Here is a 15,033-nt window from a genome sequence, read left to right on the forward strand (position 1 = left end):
TCCTGTCAATAGGAAATAGCGACATTTTTCAAAGAAATGTTAAAAAAATGAATTGCTCTTAGCAGGAAAAATATCAAGATATGGAGAGGATAGAATTTACTGGCTAAGTGAACTTTTTGTTTGACCTTTCTTGACCAAATATTTATAATAGAATGGTAATAGAAAATGAAATGAGGATATTCTATGATTCCAGTAGTAATTGAACAAACTAGTCGTGGCGAACGCTCTTATGATATTTATTCTCGCTTGCTCAAGGACCGTATTGTTATGTTAACAGGTCAAGTTGAAGACAATATGGCCAACTCTATCATTGCGCAGCTCCTTTTTTTGGATGCTCAAGATCCTACTAAAGATATCTACTTGTACGTCAATACACCTGGTGGGTCTGTTTCGGCAGGTCTTGCTATTGTAGACACTATGAACTTTATCAAAGCAGATGTGCAAACTATTGTCATGGGAACTGCAGCTAGCATGGGAACCATTATCGCTTCAAGCGGTGCCAAAGGCAAACGTTTCATGTTGCCAAATGCAGAATATATGATTCACCAACCAATGGGTGGAACTGGTGGTGGTACGCAACAAACCGATATGGCCATTGCTGCAGAGCACCTCTTGAAGACTCGTACAAAATTAGAGAAAATTTTGGCGGATAATTCAGGAAAAACAATCAAACAAATCCACAAAGATGCAGAACGCGATTATTGGATGAGTGCTGAAGAAACCTTGGCTTACGGTTTTATTGATCAAATCATGGCCAATGACCAATTGAAATAATAAGAGAGAAAAAGTCAGCTAGCTGGCTTCTTTTGCATTTGCTCAAAAACCTCAAAACATGCTATAATGGAAGAAGTAGAAGAAAAGGATTAAAGTATGTTTGAGAAACAAGAACGATTGAGTTTGTCTGTCTATTTGCATTATAATCGTGATGCTCGCAAGTTAAATCAGTATGGGGATGTTGTTTATCATTCCCGACGTATGCGCTACGTAGTCTTATATGTCAACCAAGAAGCAGTAGAAGAAAGCATGATGAAGCTCAAAAAAGAAAAAATTGTTAAGAAAGTGATTCCTTCTTATGTCAAAGAAATTGATCAGGATTTTGTTGGAAATCTCTATCGCACCACTGAGGAAAATATTTTGTGAAAAATGTTTTCTTTTTGTTGACAATTTTCTGATAATTCAGTATATTATAAACATATTATTTTAACTAAGAAAGTTTTAGGTGAATTATGGAAATGAAAAAATGGATGCTAGCGATTGCTAGCTTTGCGTCTGCAGTGCTTCTTACTGCTTGTTCGGATGTGCCTACAAGTAATACCGCAGCTGGAGATGCTGCAGGTACTAAAATTGGAACTACTATTAAAGTTGGATTCAACTTAGAATTGTCAGGTGTAACATCTTCTTATGGACAATTTGAGGAAAAAGGTGCTAAATTAGCTATTAAAGAAATTAATGCTGACGGTGGTGTCGATGGCAAAAAATTGCAAGCGATCTCTAAGGACAACAAATCTGAAACAGCCGAAGCGGCAACTGTGGCGACAGCTTTGACTAGTGAAGGGGCTAATATCATTATAGGTCCTGCTACGTCTGGAGCTTCTGGAGCCTCTATCTCTAGCGTGACATCAGCTGGTGTTCCGATGATTTCACCTTCAGGAACACAGACCAATTTGGTTGCTGACAAGTCTGGTAAAGTTCAAGATTATTTCTTCCGTGCAACCTTTACGGATGAAAACCAAGCGGAATTTATGGCTGAGTACGCAACAGCTAATCTTCAAGCTAAAAAAGTGGTTCTCTATTATGATAATTCTTCTGATTATGCAAAAGGAATCGCTGATACCTTCAAAGACTCATTTGATGGAGAGGTTGTAGCCGAAGCAACATTTGCTTCAGGAGATAAAGATTTCCAAGCAGCCATTACAAAATTCAAGAATGCAGACTTTGATGCTATTGTTATGCCTGGTTATTATAATGAAACAGGAAGCATCACCAAACAAATCCGTGAAGCGGGTATTGATGCACCAATCCTCGGACCTGACGGATTTGACTCACCACAATTTGCACAATTGGCAACGAAATCTGCCTCTAATAGTGTGTACTATCTCTCTGCCTTTGTCATATCCGCAAGTGAAAAAGCGCAAGCTTTCTATGATGCTTATGTTGCGGAATATGGTGAAGAACCATCCATGTTCTCAGCACTTGCTTATGATGCTGTTCACATGGCAGCAAAAGCAGCTGAAGGCGCTAAAACATCGATCGATATCAAAAACAATTTAGCAGCACTTAAAGATTTTGAAGGTGTAACAGGAACCGTGTCAATCGATAAAGAGCACAATGTTGTGAAAACAGTTTACGTCGTTGGTCTTAAAAATGGAGAGCAAGACACAATAGATACTATCCGTATCGATAAATAAGCAAATGAGAGAGGTCTGGAACAATCGTTCTGGACTTCTTGGTTTTGTAAATAGATTGTTAGAAAATGATTTTTTTCAGCTAGAATAACTTATAAAATGTCAGAAAATTTTGTATAATATAAAAATATTGAAATTATACCATTTAGGATTAGAAAGTTTGGTGCATGCATGCTTCAACAGCTTGTCAATAGTTTGATTCTGGGCTCTGTTTATGCCCTTCTCGCTCTCGGCTATACCATGGTTTACGGGATTATCAAACTGATTAACTTTGCTCATGGAGATTTATATATGATGGGAGCCTTCATAGGTTACTACCTCATCAATGGTCTTCATTTGAATTTTTTCATCGCCTTGATTTTAATTCAACTCGGATTGCTGCTCTGATTACGGCGATTGGGGTGTCTTTCTTTTTAGAATACACTATGATCTACTTCTTCTCAGCCGATGTTCGTCCATTTCCACAGGCGATTGAAACAGTAAAATATAATTTGGGTCCAATCAGCATCAGTAACGTCCAGCTCATTATCTTGGGGATTTCGATTTTCTTGATGGTTGCTCTGCAATTTATCGTCAAAAAAACTAAGATGGGAAAAGCTATGCGAGCAGTTTCTGTGGATAGTGATGCAGCGCAATTGATGGGGATCAACGTGAATCAAACCATCAGCTTTACCTTTGCTTTGGGGTCAGCCTTAGCAGGCGCGGCGGGCGTTTTGTAGCAGCTGTTTTGGGTGGTATTGGGATTATTCCTGGTGCAGCACTTGGTGGTTTTGTTATCGGGATTTTAGAAACTTTGGCAACTGCCGTGGGACTTTCCGATTTCCGGGATGCGGTTGTTTACATTGTCCTTATCCTCATTCTCTTGGTTCGTCCAAGTGGTCTCCTCGGCAAACATGTGAAAGAGAAGGTGTAACCATGAAACAGAATTCGAAAGCAAATATAGCCTGGTTCGTTATCTTGGTTGCAGGCTTCCTTATCTTGAATACATTAATTTCGACAGGGATGTTGACTTATACAGTCGGTATTATCGGTACGCGAATGCCAAACTATGCTGGCTTTATCATCGCATTGGTCGTAGGGATGGTTGTGTCTGGAATTATCGCTCTCTTGGTCGGTATCCCTACCCTTCGTCTGAAAGGTGATTATTTGGCGATTGCGACACTGGGGGTAGCGGAAATTATCCGTATCGTCATCATCAATGGTAGCGATGTGACCAATGGTGCAGCAGGTATTATCGGTATTCCGCTATTTACCAACTGGCAAATGGTCTATGCATTTGTTGTCGTGACGACTATTTTGACCCTCAATTTCTTGCGCAGCCCAATTGGTCGTGCAACTATTTCCGTTCGAGAAGATGAGATTGCAGCGGAGTCTGTCGGTGTCAATCCGACTAAGATGAAAGTGGTGGCTTTTGTCATTGGTGCTATGACTGCAGCCGTGGCGGGTGGTCTTCATGCAGGTTACGTTGGGGCTATTGTACCGAAGGACTTTGCCTTTATGACATCTGTAAATATCTTCATCATTATCGTATTGGGTGGACTTGGTTCTATGACGGGGACTTTCCTTGCTGCTATTGCCTTGGGAATCTTGAATGTTTTCTTGAAAAATTATTCAGACATCAGCATGATTATCTACTCATTGGCTCTGATTTTGATTATGATTTTCCGTCCAGGTGGTCTCTTGGGGACTAAAGAATTGCCCTTGTCGCGATTCTTCAAACAAAAGGAGGAAACTAACTAATGGCGCTTCTTGAAGTAAAAAAATTAACCAAGCATTTCGGTGGATTAACTGCTGTGGGCGACGTGACAATGGAATTGCAAGCTGGAGAATTGGTCGGCTTGATAGGTCCAAATGGTGCTGGAAAAACAACTCTTTTCAACCTCTTGACGGGCGTTTATGAGCCAAGTGAAGGAACGATTTCATTGGCAGACACTTTGTTAAATGGCAAAGCTCCTTCAAAAATTGCCTCTCTGGGTCTTGCACGTACTTTCCAAAATATTCGTCTTTTCAAAGATATGACTGTTTTAGAAAATGTTCTGATTGGTCTCAATAATCATTCCAAATCGCACGTTTTAGCAAGCTTCTTACGTTTACCAGCATTTTATAAAAATGAAGAAGCCCTGAAAGAAAAAGCTTTGGACTTGTTGAAAATTTTTGATTTAGACAAATATGCAGATGTCCTTGCAAAGAATTTGCCCTATGGGCAACAACGCCGTTTGGAAATCGTTCGTGCGCTTGCGACAGAGCCAAAAATCCTTTTTTTGGATGAACCAGCTGCTGGCATGAACCCGCATGAAACAGCTGAATTGACTCAACTCATTCGTCAAATCAAAGAGCAATTCAATATTACCATTATGTTGATTGAGCACGATATGAGTTTGGTTATGGAAGTAACAGAGCGTATCTATGTTCTAGAATATGGTCGCCTCATCGCCCACGGGACACCAGAAGAAATTCGCAATAATAAACGCGTTATTGAAGCCTACCTAGGAGGTGACATCTAATGTCTATGTTGAAAGTTGACAATTTATCTGTCCATTATGGCGTCATCGAAGCAGTCAAAAATGTCTCCTTTGAAGTCAATGAAGGAGAAGTGGTGACCCTTATCGGTGCTAATGGTACGGGGAAAACATCTATTTTGCGGACCATTTCTGGCTTGGTGCGTCCATCTTCAGGAACGATTTCTTACTTAGGGAATGACATCCAAAAAGTAGCAGCTCATAAGATTGTGGCAGATGGTTTGGCACAAGTTCCAGAAGGTCGTCACGTGTTTGCTGGATTGACCGTTATGGAAAACTTAGAAATGGGAGCTTTCCTCAAGAAAAATAAGGAAGAAAATCAAAAAAATCTCAAACGAATTTTTGAACGTTTCCCGCGTTTAGAAGAGCGTAAAAACCAAGACGCTGCAACTCTTTCAGGTGGTGAGCAGCAGATGCTGGCCATGGGTCGTGCCCTCATGAGCCAACCTAAACTTTTGCTCTTGGACGAGCCATCAATGGGACTTGCTCCAATCTTTATCCAAGAAATATTTGATATTACCCAAGATATTCAAAAACAAGGAACAACGGTGCTCTTGATCGAACAAAATGCCAACAAAGCCCTTGCGATTGCTGATCGCGGTTATGTCCTAGAAACAGGGAAAATCGTCCTCACCGGCACAGGAAAAGAACTCCTCGAATCAGAAGAAGTCAAAAAAGCATATCTAGGTGGCTAAAAAGGTCCAGTGGACCTTTTTAGGTTGGAAATAGGACAATCGAAGATTGGTCCATAACAGCCTGAGAGACTTGTTTTAGGTCGAAAATGGGACGACCGCCGGTCAGTCGCTAGTCTGGTAGACCTTTCTAGGTTGAAAAATAGGGGCGTTTGAAGCTTGCGACAAATTAGCCCTGAACCTAGGAGTATATGGATAGATTTTAACAGAGCATAGAAATAGGAGAGGAGTGACTTGGGAGATTAGTTTGGCGATTCAGATTTTACTATTTCTCCCATTTTATCCTTACAATCAGGATTTCTAAATATCAGTAGATGATCCCTTAAAGATGAAGTAGAAAAAGCTAGAAAAGATTAATCTTTTCTAGCTTTTTCTATATATATATTTCTTTTTACCTGAAAAATTCTTTAAAATGTGATAATGAACTGAACACTATTTTCAGTATTTTGTGCAGAGATTTTCCAACCATGCTGTTGAATGATTTCTTTTGTCAGAGCCATGCCAATACCTGATTGTCCTTGTTTTCCTATGTAAAAACGATCGAAAGTCCGAGATAAATCTTCGGATGATAGTAGAGGTCCATCATTTTCAATCATGATGTGGTGACTATCGGCTTCAATCTGAATATAGGTTTTTGCATAGCGCAGACTATTGCTTAAAATGTTTGAAATGGCCCGTTCCAATAGTTGTGGATTAGCAGAAATAGTGGCTTCTGAAATGTTTGTTTCAAGGCGTATTCCTCGTTTTTTCATTCTAAATTCTGTTTGATAGAGGAGATTTTCTAAAAAATCCGTCAAAGAGAACTCTATTTTTTCGACTTTTAAGCTACCATTTTCCAAACGCGAAAGATGGAGAATTTCGTCGACCAAGTTGGCCGTTTTATTACTTTCTTGTAAAATGACAGAACTAGCTGTGCTAGGAGGGATGAGACGTTGAGAGAGGCCATCCGCATAACCTTGAATCACCATGAGAGGAGTTTTCAGTTCGTGAGAAGCATTTTCAAAGAATTCTTTTTGTTTTTGTTGGTCCTTTTCGAGGCGACTCCCCATGTGGAGCCCGAATAAACCTACTCCAATCAGACTGATAGCTAAGGAAACGAGCAAGATAAATGAGATTTTTTGAACCAGTTTATCTTCCGAACTAGCATCCACATATAGAAGAAGTAGTTGTTTATGGACGTTGACCAACTTAACAAAGTAATATTTTTCACCTATTTTGGTTTGGGAAAAGTTGTTGAGTCCTCTGTTTTTGCTTGCCCATTGCACTAATCTTTGTTGATCTTCATAGTAGTAATAGGATAAACCTGTTCGGCCCACATTATCTTCAGAGGAGGGAATATCTGGAAGACTGTAGTCCGTATTTAATTCAAGTACTTCTGCAAATAGCCTACTTTCTTCCTCCCCCTGATCCAGATTTTCTCCTGAATAGATGACTTGGGAAGCCTCAATAGCCAACTCTGCTTGATTTGCAATGTAATTTCTCATGGTCACACGGAAAATGAAGAGCCCTAGGAGGGATACCAATATAGCAGTCATGAGAAATAAAGTAACGATGGTTTACTTGACTGTTCTGTGTTGCCAATTTATTTCGAATACGACGAACGGTTTCGTCGGTCACTCGTGTTTCAAAATCTGTGGACATTCCCCAGATGGCATCTAATAATTCATCGCGTGAGACAGCTTTTCCAGCCTGTTCCATCATATAGAGCATCACTTGGAGTTCTGTTTCTGTCAGATGGAGGTTGTTCTCGGAGACATAGATGGCATGATCATTATCAGAATAGATCAAATCTCCAAACCGTACATCATCTGATTTAGCCTGTCCTTGTTCCATATATAATCATCACTTCCAGAATTAATGCCTAAGACATAATCCATATCGGTATCCTTAGCTGTCAGGAGAATGATTGGGACTGTGGAAATCTGGCGAATTTCTTTCGTCAGTTCTAAACCTGAGCGTCCCGGCATCATGATATCCAGTAGAATCAAATCACATGGCTCCTTCTCAAAGGCAGAAAGCAGTTCATCTCCAGTTTCAAAGACAGAAACGTGATAGCCAGTGTCCTCTAAAAATGTGGCCAAAATTTCACGGATATTGGCGTCATCATCCGCGGCATAAATGCGTTTTTTCATTCATTTTCTCCAAATAAATACAGTAAAATCATGTGACTTTACTGTATCGTATTTTTAGCGATTAGGCAAGCTTTCGATGAAAAGTGGTATCGCAAGTGAGATAAGCTATTACTTGGCAGCATCTGCTGTCGTGTCATAGAGTTTGGCTTCAATCGTCTCAATAGATGATTCTAGCTCTTCTAATTTTTTATCTAACTCATCGGCTTTTTCTTGGTCGCTGATATTGCCTTCTTTATCAAACAGTGCTTCGTATTCCGTCAGGAGTTTGTTTATTTGTTCGTGAGTTGTGATGAGCTGATTTTTTTCATCTTCGGTCAAATTTTTATTGGCTTTGATTTGAGCGACTTCAATTTTAGAGTCTAACTGATTTAGGTGATCATAAAGGCCGTTTAGCTCAGTATTTAATTTGTCTACTTTGGTCTGATCTGACACGTTTCCTTCTTTATCAAATAGTTGATTCAATTGTTTTTCTAAATCTTCGATTTTATCTGAAGTTGCTAGGGAATCAGCTTTTTCTTGATCCGTTAAATTGCTTTGATTGATATAGTCTGTCCATTCTTTTTTAGCTTTGTCAGCATTTTCTGCTTCCACCTTAGCCTGAATGCTTTCTGTTGAGTTGAAGGTTTCATCTAATTGGGCTTGCAGTTTATCAAATGCAGCTTGGTCTTTTACATTGCCCTCTTGATCTAGGACAGCATCCATTTCTGCAAAAATGCCTTGGATTTTTTTATCGGCTTCTTTGAGCTGATTCTTTTCATCGTCTGATAATGTCTTGTACTCAGAGTAATCTGGGCTTGATAGAGTTGTGCAATCAAAGGTTTCGATGGTCAATTGTGGAGTTGAATTTTGATTTGCAAAAGCAACTGTCTGACCGAGAGGGACAACAGCGACAGTGGCTGCAGCTGCAAAACTAGCGAAAATAAGTTTGAGTGATTGTTTTTTGTTTTTCATGAGAGAATCCTCTTTTCTTTTATTTAGCCATCTTTGACTATGACTAAAGTATAAAGTATTCTAAATAGAAATTCTCCGTAATTTTGCGTTAGAAATGTCACAAAAACGTCACAGACAGTGAGTAAGAACACAGACTTTTGTAAAAGAGATGCAATCGCTTTCTAATTTATGCTATAATAGAATTAGAAAGAATAGAGGAATTCTCATGGCTGTAAAAGACTTTATGACCCGTAAGGTAATCTACATTTCACCCGATACAACGATCGCTCATGCAGCAGATTTGATGCGTGAGCAAGATATTCATCGTTTGCCTGTTATTGAAAATGATGTACTTGTCGGTTTAGTGACTGAGGGAACAATTGCTGAAGCAAGTCCATCAAAAGCAACGAGTCTTTCCATTTGTGAAATGAACTATCTGCTGAATAAGACAAAAGTGAAAGATGTCATGATTCGTGATGTTATTACTGTTTCACAATATGCAAGTTTGGAAGATGCGGTTTATCTTATGTACAAAAACAAGGTGGGAATTTTGCCAGTTTTGGACAATGGACAGTTGTACGGTGTGATTACAGACCGCGATGTCTTTGCAGCATTTCTTCATGTTTCTGGTTATGGCGAAGAAGGGGTTCGTATTCGAACATTAGTAGAAAATAAGCAAGGCATCTTAGCACAAGTCATTGAAATCGTGGCGCAACGTGGTTACAATATTATCAGCACTGTACAAGTCGGTGATAAAAATGGTTTGACAGTAGTAGAAATTCAATCGGAAGGACAAATTGACCAAGATCTGCTCCTAGCTGATTTTGCTGCAAAAGGCATTAAAGTGGATAGTGTTTTACCAACAGTTGCTAAGAAGATATAAGAAAATACAAGAAAAGGCTGGGAAAATCCAGCCTTTTAATATTTCTGTATAGGTTGTTTATTTTGGTCGTGAGTGAAGCCTTCTCCTAGCCCTTCATTGGCATCGGTGATAGTGATAAAGGCATGTGGGTCAATCTCACGAATTAAATCCTTCAATTCTTGCAACTGACTCTTATAAATCACAGAGTAGACCATGTCAAAGTCGTTTTTGCTATAGAAGCCTTGTGCTTTAATGAGGGCAATCCCGCGCTCAATTTGACTATCAATGGCTGCCGCGATGGTGTGAGGTTTTTCAGAAATAATCATGACTCCCTTGTACCATAGCCACCGTCGCTAATTAAGTCAATAACTTTGGATGCAATAGCAACTTCAATCAAGGTATACAGTACAATCCGTAAATCTTTTGAAACAATGACAATCAGCAAGAGCACCATAAAGTCCACAGCTAAAATCAATTGACCGATACTAAAATTGGTGTAATTATGACCGATACGGGCAATGATATCACTGCCTCCTGTTGTACCTCCAGCTTTAAAGATGATACCAAGACCTGCTCCGACGAGAATACCTGCCAACATGACTACGATAATCAAATCATGATCTAGATTGAGTTCTAAGGGAATTTTTTCAAAAATCGCTAACCAGAAAGTAACTCCGAAGGTTCCAATCAAACTATAGTAGAGAGTACGGCGTCGATTTTAAAGAGGTAATAAATAATGAGCGTTAATCCAGTAGTACCACCCTCATAGAGATCATTAGGAATAATGAGATAATTGATGCCAAAAGCAAAAATAGCTGCTCCAAGCAGTATAAGAAAGATATTTTTTAAATGTATCATGTTGACTTTCCTTCAAGTTTCTGTTCCTATTGTAACAAATTTCCAAAGGGAATTAAAGGATGATTTTTCTGGTTAATTCTGATAAAATAGAGAAGATAGAATAAGGATGGAAAACATGACAAAAGGAATTTTTATTACATTTGAAGGACCAGATGGTGCAGGAAAAACCTCTGTTTTACAGGCCCTCTTACCCCAATTGGAAACATTAGGACGAGAAATTGTGACCACGCGTGAGCCGGGTGGAGTTGCTATTGCAGAAGAAATTCGCTCGATTATCTTGGATCCAAAAAATATAGCTATGGATGATAAGACAGAATTACTTTTGTACATTGCAGCGCGCCGTCAGCATTTAAAAGAGCGGATTTCCCCGGCCTTAGAAGCAGGGAAATTGCTCTTGGTGGATCGCTTTATTGACTCGTCCGTGGCTTATCAAGGTTTTGGACGGGGGTTGAATGCGGCAGATATTGATTGGCTCAATGATTTTGCGACCGATGGTCTCAAGCCAGATTTGACCCTTTATTTCGACATTGATGTCCAAGAAGGTTTAGCACGAATTGCACGTAATAAAGATCGTGATGTGGACCGTTTAGATATGGAAACCGTGGATTTGCATGAGCGTGTACGTCAGGGGTATTTGTCTATTTTAGACAAGGAACCAGATCGTTTCGTCAAGCTTGATGCCAGTCAGCCGCTGGAAGCAGTGGTAGCAGATGCTCTAGCTGTGATTTTGGCTAGATTTGGAAAATAATATGAAGAAATATCCTTTAGAAGAGCTCCGGCCAGATTTGCTGGACCGTCTCAAGCGTATTTTAGAGAATGATCGCTTGGGTCATGCCTACCTATTTTCTGGTGATTTTGCTAGTTTTGAAATGGCTATTTTTTTGACGCAAGCTATTTTTTGTCAGGAAAAAGCTGGCGCTCTGCCATGCGGTCAGTGCCGAAATTGTCGCTTGATTGCTCAGCAGGTACGAGAATTGGTCAAGGATTTTTCTCAGTCAGGCTTCGAGTCTAACAAGCAGGTTTTTATCATCCGTGATGCAGAAAAAATGCATCCAAATGCTGCTAATTCACTTTTGAAAGCCATGGAAGAGCCACAGAGTGATATTCATATTTTTCTCTTGACCAATCAAGAAGAAGCTGTGCTTCCCACTATAAAGAGTCGAGCTCAGTTGGTTCTATTTCCTAAAAACACTCATTTTTTAGAGCAGAAATTGGAAGAAGAAGGACTTTTAAAAAATCAAGCTCGATTGGTTGCCCAAGTAGCGGGAAATGTGGAACAAGCTCTGCTACTTGCCCAAAACAAAGCCTTCATAGACAGTTTGACGCAATCCAGAAAGTTGGTGGATAGCTTGTATCAATCCCAAAATCAGGCATATTTACAAGTGGGGAAATTAGTAGCACTTGCCAGCGAGAAGTCAGAACAGGAGCGCTTGTTTGATGTGTTAACGATTATCTTAGCTGAGCAGTTAGAAGAAAAAGTTGCTCGGCACTATTTAGACGGTTTACTATTGGCGAGAAAAATGTGGCGTAGCAATGTTTCCTTCCAAAATAGTTTGGAGCACTGGATTCTAGCTGCATAAGATGAAAATGAAAAGGAAGTAGAATGGATAAGAAAGAGATTTTTGATGCCCTCAATGATTTTTCTCAAAATCTCTTGATGACCTTGGCAGAAGTCGAAGCCATTAAGAAACATTTACAAGGAGTAATTGACGAGAATACTGCTTTGCGCTTGGAAAATTCCAAGTTGCGGGAGCGCTTAGCCAAGGAAGAAAAAGAAGATGCCAAGCATACTCATTTTGGCAAGGAAAATTTGGAAAACATCTATGAAGATGGCTTTCATATTTGCACATTTTCCTACGGTCAGCGCCGAGACAATGATGAACCCTGCATGTTTTGCTTAGAACTATTGAATCGAGACTAGTATGCAGATCCAAAAATCATTTAAAGAAGATAAAGGATGCGGGACCCTATATTTAATACCGACTCCTATTGGAAATTTGCAAGACATGACCTTTCGCGCAGTGGAAGTGTTGGAAATGGTGGACGCTATCTGTGCAGAAGATACGCGCAATACAGGCATTTTGCTCAAACATTTTTCTATTGAGACCAAGCAGATTTCCTTTCATGAACACAACGCTTATGAGAAAATTCCAGATTTGATTCGTCAATTATTGGCTGGAAAAAACTTGGCGCAGGTGTCAGATGCGGGCATGCCTTCTATTTCAGATCCTGGTCATGACTTGGTTCAGGCAGCAATAGCTGAGGGGATTCCTGTAGTAGCGTTACCTGGTGCATCGGCGGGGATTACTGCTCTCATCGCCAGTGGTCTAGCACCACAACCACATATTTTTTATGGATTTCTACCGCGAAAAGTAGGACAACAACAGGCATTTTTCCAAGAAAAAAAGACCTACCCTGAGACACAGACTTTCTATGAATCGCCCTATCGTGTGGCAGATACATTGGAAAATATGCTAGCTATCTATGGAGATCGTCAAGTGACTGTGGTGAGGGAACTCACTAAGCTCTATGAAGAATATCAGCGTGGAACCATTTCTGAAATTTTAGATTATGTGGCTGATCATCCGTTGAAGGGTGAGTGTCTCATTATCGTAGCTGGAAATGATGGACAAGCAGAGCAAGAGCTTGAAGAACTGGATCCACTTGAATTGGTTCAGCAAAAGATCGAGAATGGTCAAAAACCTAATCAAGCTATCAAAGAAGTTGCCAAGCAATTAAATTTGAATCGTCAAGAACTCTATAAGGCCTATCATGAAGCTGATTAAGAGGGGGGACAGAAGTCTCTCTTCTTTTTTAATTGCTATTACGAATAAATATTCAAAATATTCACAAAAATATAGGCATTTATTTTCTTTTGTGCTATAATAGGCAAAATAGTTGAGGAGGTTCTATATGACCATTTATAATTTCTCTGCTGGTCCTGCGGTTTTGCCACAGGAAGTCCTGAAAAAAGCGCAAGCTGAATCTTTGAATTATGCCCAATCGGGTATGAGTGTGATGGAATTGTCCCATCGTTCCAAGGAATTTGATGCTATTATCAAAGCGGCAGAAAGTCTCTTGCGTGAATTGATGGATATTCCAGATAATTACAAGGTGCTCTTTTTACAGGGAGGAGCGTCTACTCAGTTTTCTATGATTCCGCTGAATCTTGCCAAGGGTAAAAAAGCCTACTATCATGTTGCCGGTTCATGGGGTAAAAAAGCCTATACTGAGGCGGTCAAACTTTCTCAAACCATTGATTTTGATCCAATCTTACTGGCTAGTTCTGAAGCTGAAAATTTTGACCATATTCCGTCTTTTGACAGCTCTGCTATTGACCCAGAAGCTGCTTATGTTCATATTACGACCAATAACACTATAGAGGGGACGGCCATCTATGATTTGCCGGATACCAATGGGGTGCCGATTGTGGCCGATACGTCCTCCAATATTTTGGCGGTTGCTTACAATGTGGCGGATTTTGGTCTCATTTATGCAGGTGCCCAGAAAAATATTGGTCCTGCGGGTGTGACCATCGTCATCATTCGAGAAGATTTACTCAATGACGAGCCAGTTTTGTCATCGATGTTGGATTACCGTATTCAGGCGGGTATGTTCAGTCTCTTGGGGGCGTAGCCAAGATGGAAGAGCTCAATCGTGAAAAATCCGCTATGCTATATGCCTTTATTGAGCAGTCTGATTTCTATACTAGTCCCGTCAAAAATCCGAATGATCGCTCAGTTGCTAATATTCCATTTGTCACGCCTTCGGCTGATTTGGATGCACTCTTTAATAAAGAAGCGGATGCGGCTGGTTTCAAGAATATCAAGGGGCATCGGAGCGTTGGGGGGATGCGGGCTAGTCTCTACAATGCCTTTCCGCGCCAAGGAGTAGTGGATTTGATTGATTTTATGCAGGCATTTGCGGACAAGTATACTGAAAAATAAGTGCCTAGTTAACCTCATCTTTGGTATAATAAGAAGGAAAACTAGAGAGAAAGGTCCGATTGAATCGGATAGTTAGAAAATATGGAAATTCGTCTTGCCCATCCCAAAGAAGTCTCAGCCATTATGGAGATGATTAGCGGTGCTCAAGCCTTTTTAGCTCAGTCAGGCAGTGACCAATGGCAAAATGGTTATCCCAGCAGCGATATTATCATTGATGATATCTTGGAAAGTCGGGGCTATGTTGGAATCATAGAAGGGCATATTGTTGCTTATGCGGCAGTTTATCAGGGGAATGAAGCAGCCTACAATAAGATTTATGATGGCAAGTGGAAGCACAATAACAAGATATACGTGACCTTTCACCGAGTGGCTGTCAATCCTGAGTTTCGTGGTCAAAAAGTAGCTCAGACTTTCTTGCAAGGTTTGATTGAAGGACATAAGGGACCAGATTTTCGGATTGATACTCATGAGAAGAATCTGATCATGCAGCATATTGCAGAGAAATTGGGCTTTGTCTATTGTGGCAAGGTGCCCTTAGACGGGGAACGCTTGGCTTACCAGAAAATCAAGGGAAAATCTGAGACAGCTCATTTCCAAGAAATGACAGAAGACGATCGTTGGATGGTGCGGACAGAAGAATCCATGATGGCAGAAGATTTGGATTAAGCGATGAGCAAAATCCATTCTT

General features: G+C 40.1%; 17 protein-coding genes and 3 pseudogenes. 15 read left to right on the forward strand and 5 right to left on the reverse strand.

Annotation, left to right across the window (positions count from 1 at the left end; all coding sequences use genetic code 11):
- Positions 1 to 183 precede the first annotated feature (183 nt).
- The 7 genes and pseudogenes from AEX56_RS01155 (at position 184) to AEX56_RS01185 (ending at position 5,619) form a co-directional block, all read left to right on the forward strand.
- Positions 184 to 774, forward strand: coding sequence for an ATP-dependent Clp protease proteolytic subunit (locus AEX56_RS01155; RefSeq protein ID WP_049617580.1), 591 nt, complete (start codon positions 184 to 186; stop codon positions 772 to 774).
- A gap of 96 nt (positions 775 to 870) precedes the next feature.
- On the forward strand, positions 871 to 1,140 hold the full coding sequence (locus AEX56_RS01160; RefSeq protein WP_049617581.1) for a DUF2129 domain-containing protein: 270 nt from the start codon (positions 871 to 873) through the stop codon (positions 1,138 to 1,140).
- An 86-nt stretch (positions 1,141 to 1,226) separates the two neighbouring features.
- A complete protein-coding gene (locus AEX56_RS01165) occupies positions 1,227 to 2,408 on the forward strand; it encodes an ABC transporter substrate-binding protein (RefSeq protein WP_049617582.1) in 1,182 nt (393 codons plus the stop codon).
- Positions 2,409 to 2,576: 168 nt separating this feature from the next.
- Positions 2,577 to 3,318 (forward strand): annotated as a pseudogene (locus AEX56_RS01170) (branched-chain amino acid ABC transporter permease).
- Between the two features lie 2 nt (positions 3,319 to 3,320).
- Complete coding sequence (locus tag AEX56_RS01175; RefSeq protein WP_049617583.1) at positions 3,321 to 4,145, forward strand: branched-chain amino acid ABC transporter permease; 825 nt, start codon at positions 3,321 to 3,323, stop codon at positions 4,143 to 4,145.
- A complete protein-coding gene (locus AEX56_RS01180; protein WP_049617584.1) occupies positions 4,145 to 4,909 on the forward strand; it encodes an ABC transporter ATP-binding protein in 765 nt (254 codons plus the stop codon). Before AEX56_RS01175 ends, AEX56_RS01180 begins: the two co-directional genes overlap by 1 nt.
- On the forward strand, positions 4,909 to 5,619 hold the full coding sequence (locus AEX56_RS01185) for an ABC transporter ATP-binding protein (protein ID WP_049617585.1): 711 nt from the start codon (positions 4,909 to 4,911) through the stop codon (positions 5,617 to 5,619). Before AEX56_RS01180 ends, AEX56_RS01185 begins: the two co-directional genes overlap by 1 nt.
- A gap of 404 nt (positions 5,620 to 6,023) precedes the next feature.
- Here AEX56_RS01185 and AEX56_RS01190 read toward each other — a convergent pair whose 3' ends face one another.
- The 4 genes from AEX56_RS01190 to AEX56_RS01205 all read right to left on the reverse strand — a co-directional run bounded on the left by AEX56_RS01190 (position 6,024) and on the right by AEX56_RS01205 (position 8,699).
- Positions 6,024 to 7,151: a sensor histidine kinase gene (locus AEX56_RS01190; protein WP_082326134.1), complete on the reverse strand. Its 1,128-nt coding sequence runs from the start codon at positions 7,149 to 7,151 to the stop codon at positions 6,024 to 6,026.
- Positions 7,060 to 7,449, reverse strand: a complete 390-nt coding sequence (locus AEX56_RS01195) for a winged helix-turn-helix domain-containing protein (RefSeq protein ID WP_082326135.1) — start codon at positions 7,447 to 7,449, stop codon at positions 7,060 to 7,062. The genes AEX56_RS01190 and AEX56_RS01195 overlap by 92 nt, the downstream gene beginning before the upstream one ends.
- Entirely contained in the window at positions 7,401 to 7,748 is a 348-nt protein-coding gene (locus AEX56_RS01200) for a response regulator (protein ID WP_049617588.1), read from the reverse strand. Before AEX56_RS01200 ends, AEX56_RS01195 begins: the two co-directional genes overlap by 49 nt.
- A 108-nt stretch (positions 7,749 to 7,856) precedes the next feature.
- The gene (locus AEX56_RS01205; RefSeq protein WP_049617589.1) at positions 7,857 to 8,699 is read right to left on the reverse strand and encodes a hypothetical protein; all 843 of its coding nucleotides are present in this window, start codon (positions 8,697 to 8,699) and stop codon (positions 7,857 to 7,859) included.
- A 205-nt stretch (positions 8,700 to 8,904) separates the two neighbouring features.
- On the opposite strand from AEX56_RS01205, the gene AEX56_RS01210 reads away from it, so the two are divergent.
- On the forward strand, positions 8,905 to 9,561 hold the full coding sequence (locus tag AEX56_RS01210; protein ID WP_049617590.1) for a CBS domain-containing protein: 657 nt from the start codon (positions 8,905 to 8,907) through the stop codon (positions 9,559 to 9,561).
- Between the two features lie 35 nt (positions 9,562 to 9,596).
- Here the strand turns inward: AEX56_RS01210 and AEX56_RS01215 are convergent.
- A pseudogene (locus AEX56_RS01215) lies at positions 9,597 to 10,398 on the reverse strand (YitT family protein).
- On the opposite strand from AEX56_RS01215, the gene AEX56_RS08620 reads away from it, so the two are divergent.
- The 7 genes and pseudogenes from AEX56_RS08620 to AEX56_RS01245 all read left to right on the forward strand — a co-directional run bounded on the left by AEX56_RS08620 (position 10,337) and on the right by AEX56_RS01245 (position 15,011).
- Positions 10,337 to 10,474, forward strand: a complete 138-nt coding sequence (locus AEX56_RS08620; protein ID WP_173554777.1) for a hypothetical protein — start codon at positions 10,337 to 10,339, stop codon at positions 10,472 to 10,474. The pseudogene AEX56_RS01215 and the gene AEX56_RS08620 overlap by 62 nt on opposite strands.
- Positions 10,475 to 10,513: 39 nt before the next feature.
- Positions 10,514 to 11,146, forward strand: coding sequence for a dTMP kinase (gene tmk, locus AEX56_RS01220; protein WP_049618211.1), 633 nt, complete (start codon positions 10,514 to 10,516; stop codon positions 11,144 to 11,146).
- Between the two features lies 1 nt (position 11,147).
- A complete protein-coding gene (locus AEX56_RS01225) occupies positions 11,148 to 11,978 on the forward strand; it encodes a DNA polymerase III subunit delta' (RefSeq protein WP_049617591.1) in 831 nt (276 codons plus the stop codon).
- A gap of 23 nt (positions 11,979 to 12,001) precedes the next feature.
- Positions 12,002 to 12,319 (forward strand): DNA replication initiation control protein YabA, encoded by a 318-nt coding sequence (gene yabA, locus AEX56_RS01230; protein ID WP_049617592.1) that lies wholly within the window; start codon positions 12,002 to 12,004, stop codon positions 12,317 to 12,319.
- A 1-nt stretch (position 12,320) separates the two neighbouring features.
- Positions 12,321 to 13,184 carry a 16S rRNA (cytidine(1402)-2'-O)-methyltransferase gene (gene rsmI / locus AEX56_RS01235; protein WP_049617593.1) on the forward strand — a complete coding sequence of 288 codons (864 nt, stop codon included), beginning with the start codon at positions 12,321 to 12,323 and terminating at the stop codon, positions 13,182 to 13,184.
- 127 nt (positions 13,185 to 13,311) lie between these two features.
- Positions 13,312 to 14,345: pseudogene (gene serC, locus AEX56_RS01240) on the forward strand (3-phosphoserine/phosphohydroxythreonine transaminase).
- A gap of 81 nt (positions 14,346 to 14,426) precedes the next feature.
- Positions 14,427 to 15,011 carry a GNAT family N-acetyltransferase gene (locus AEX56_RS01245; protein WP_049617594.1) on the forward strand — a complete coding sequence of 195 codons (585 nt, stop codon included), beginning with the start codon at positions 14,427 to 14,429 and terminating at the stop codon, positions 15,009 to 15,011.
- Positions 15,012 to 15,033 lie beyond the last annotated feature (22 nt).

Origin of the sequence: Streptococcus sp. X13SY08 (assembly GCF_001182825.2) — a bacterium.
GTDB lineage: Bacteria > Bacillota > Bacilli > Lactobacillales > Streptococcaceae > Streptococcus.

What these genes read in the sequence shown, in the direction of transcription:
- AEX56_RS01155 (WP_049617580.1), top strand. Translation starts at nt 184, where the DNA reads ATGATTCCAGTAGTAATTGAACAAACTAGTCGTGGCGAACGCTCTTAT.
- AEX56_RS01160 (WP_049617581.1), top strand. Translation starts at nt 871, where the DNA reads ATGTTTGAGAAACAAGAACGATTGAGTTTGTCTGTCTATTTGCATTAT.
- AEX56_RS01165 (WP_049617582.1), top strand. Translation starts at nt 1,227, where the DNA reads ATGGAAATGAAAAAATGGATGCTAGCGATTGCTAGCTTTGCGTCTGCA.
- AEX56_RS01175 (WP_049617583.1), top strand. Translation starts at nt 3,321, where the DNA reads ATGAAACAGAATTCGAAAGCAAATATAGCCTGGTTCGTTATCTTGGTT.
- AEX56_RS01180 (WP_049617584.1), top strand. Translation starts at nt 4,145, where the DNA reads ATGGCGCTTCTTGAAGTAAAAAAATTAACCAAGCATTTCGGTGGATTA.
- AEX56_RS01185 (WP_049617585.1), top strand. Translation starts at nt 4,909, where the DNA reads ATGTCTATGTTGAAAGTTGACAATTTATCTGTCCATTATGGCGTCATC.
- AEX56_RS01190 (WP_082326134.1), bottom strand. Translation starts at nt 7,151, where the DNA reads ATGACTGCTATATTGGTATCCCTCCTAGGGCTCTTCATTTTCCGTGTG.
- AEX56_RS01195 (WP_082326135.1), bottom strand. Translation starts at nt 7,449, where the DNA reads ATGGAACAAGGACAGGCTAAATCAGATGATGTACGGTTTGGAGATTTG.
- AEX56_RS01200 (WP_049617588.1), bottom strand. Translation starts at nt 7,748, where the DNA reads ATGAAAAAACGCATTTATGCCGCGGATGATGACGCCAATATCCGTGAA.
- AEX56_RS01205 (WP_049617589.1), bottom strand. Translation starts at nt 8,699, where the DNA reads ATGAAAAACAAAAAACAATCACTCAAACTTATTTTCGCTAGTTTTGCA.
- AEX56_RS01210 (WP_049617590.1), top strand. Translation starts at nt 8,905, where the DNA reads ATGGCTGTAAAAGACTTTATGACCCGTAAGGTAATCTACATTTCACCC.
- AEX56_RS08620 (WP_173554777.1), top strand. Translation starts at nt 10,337, where the DNA reads ATGCCAAAAGCAAAAATAGCTGCTCCAAGCAGTATAAGAAAGATATTT.
- tmk (WP_049618211.1), top strand. Translation starts at nt 10,514, where the DNA reads ATGACAAAAGGAATTTTTATTACATTTGAAGGACCAGATGGTGCAGGA.
- AEX56_RS01225 (WP_049617591.1), top strand. Translation starts at nt 11,148, where the DNA reads ATGAAGAAATATCCTTTAGAAGAGCTCCGGCCAGATTTGCTGGACCGT.
- yabA (WP_049617592.1), top strand. Translation starts at nt 12,002, where the DNA reads ATGGATAAGAAAGAGATTTTTGATGCCCTCAATGATTTTTCTCAAAAT.
- rsmI (WP_049617593.1), top strand. Translation starts at nt 12,321, where the DNA reads ATGCAGATCCAAAAATCATTTAAAGAAGATAAAGGATGCGGGACCCTA.
- AEX56_RS01245 (WP_049617594.1), top strand. Translation starts at nt 14,427, where the DNA reads ATGGAAATTCGTCTTGCCCATCCCAAAGAAGTCTCAGCCATTATGGAG.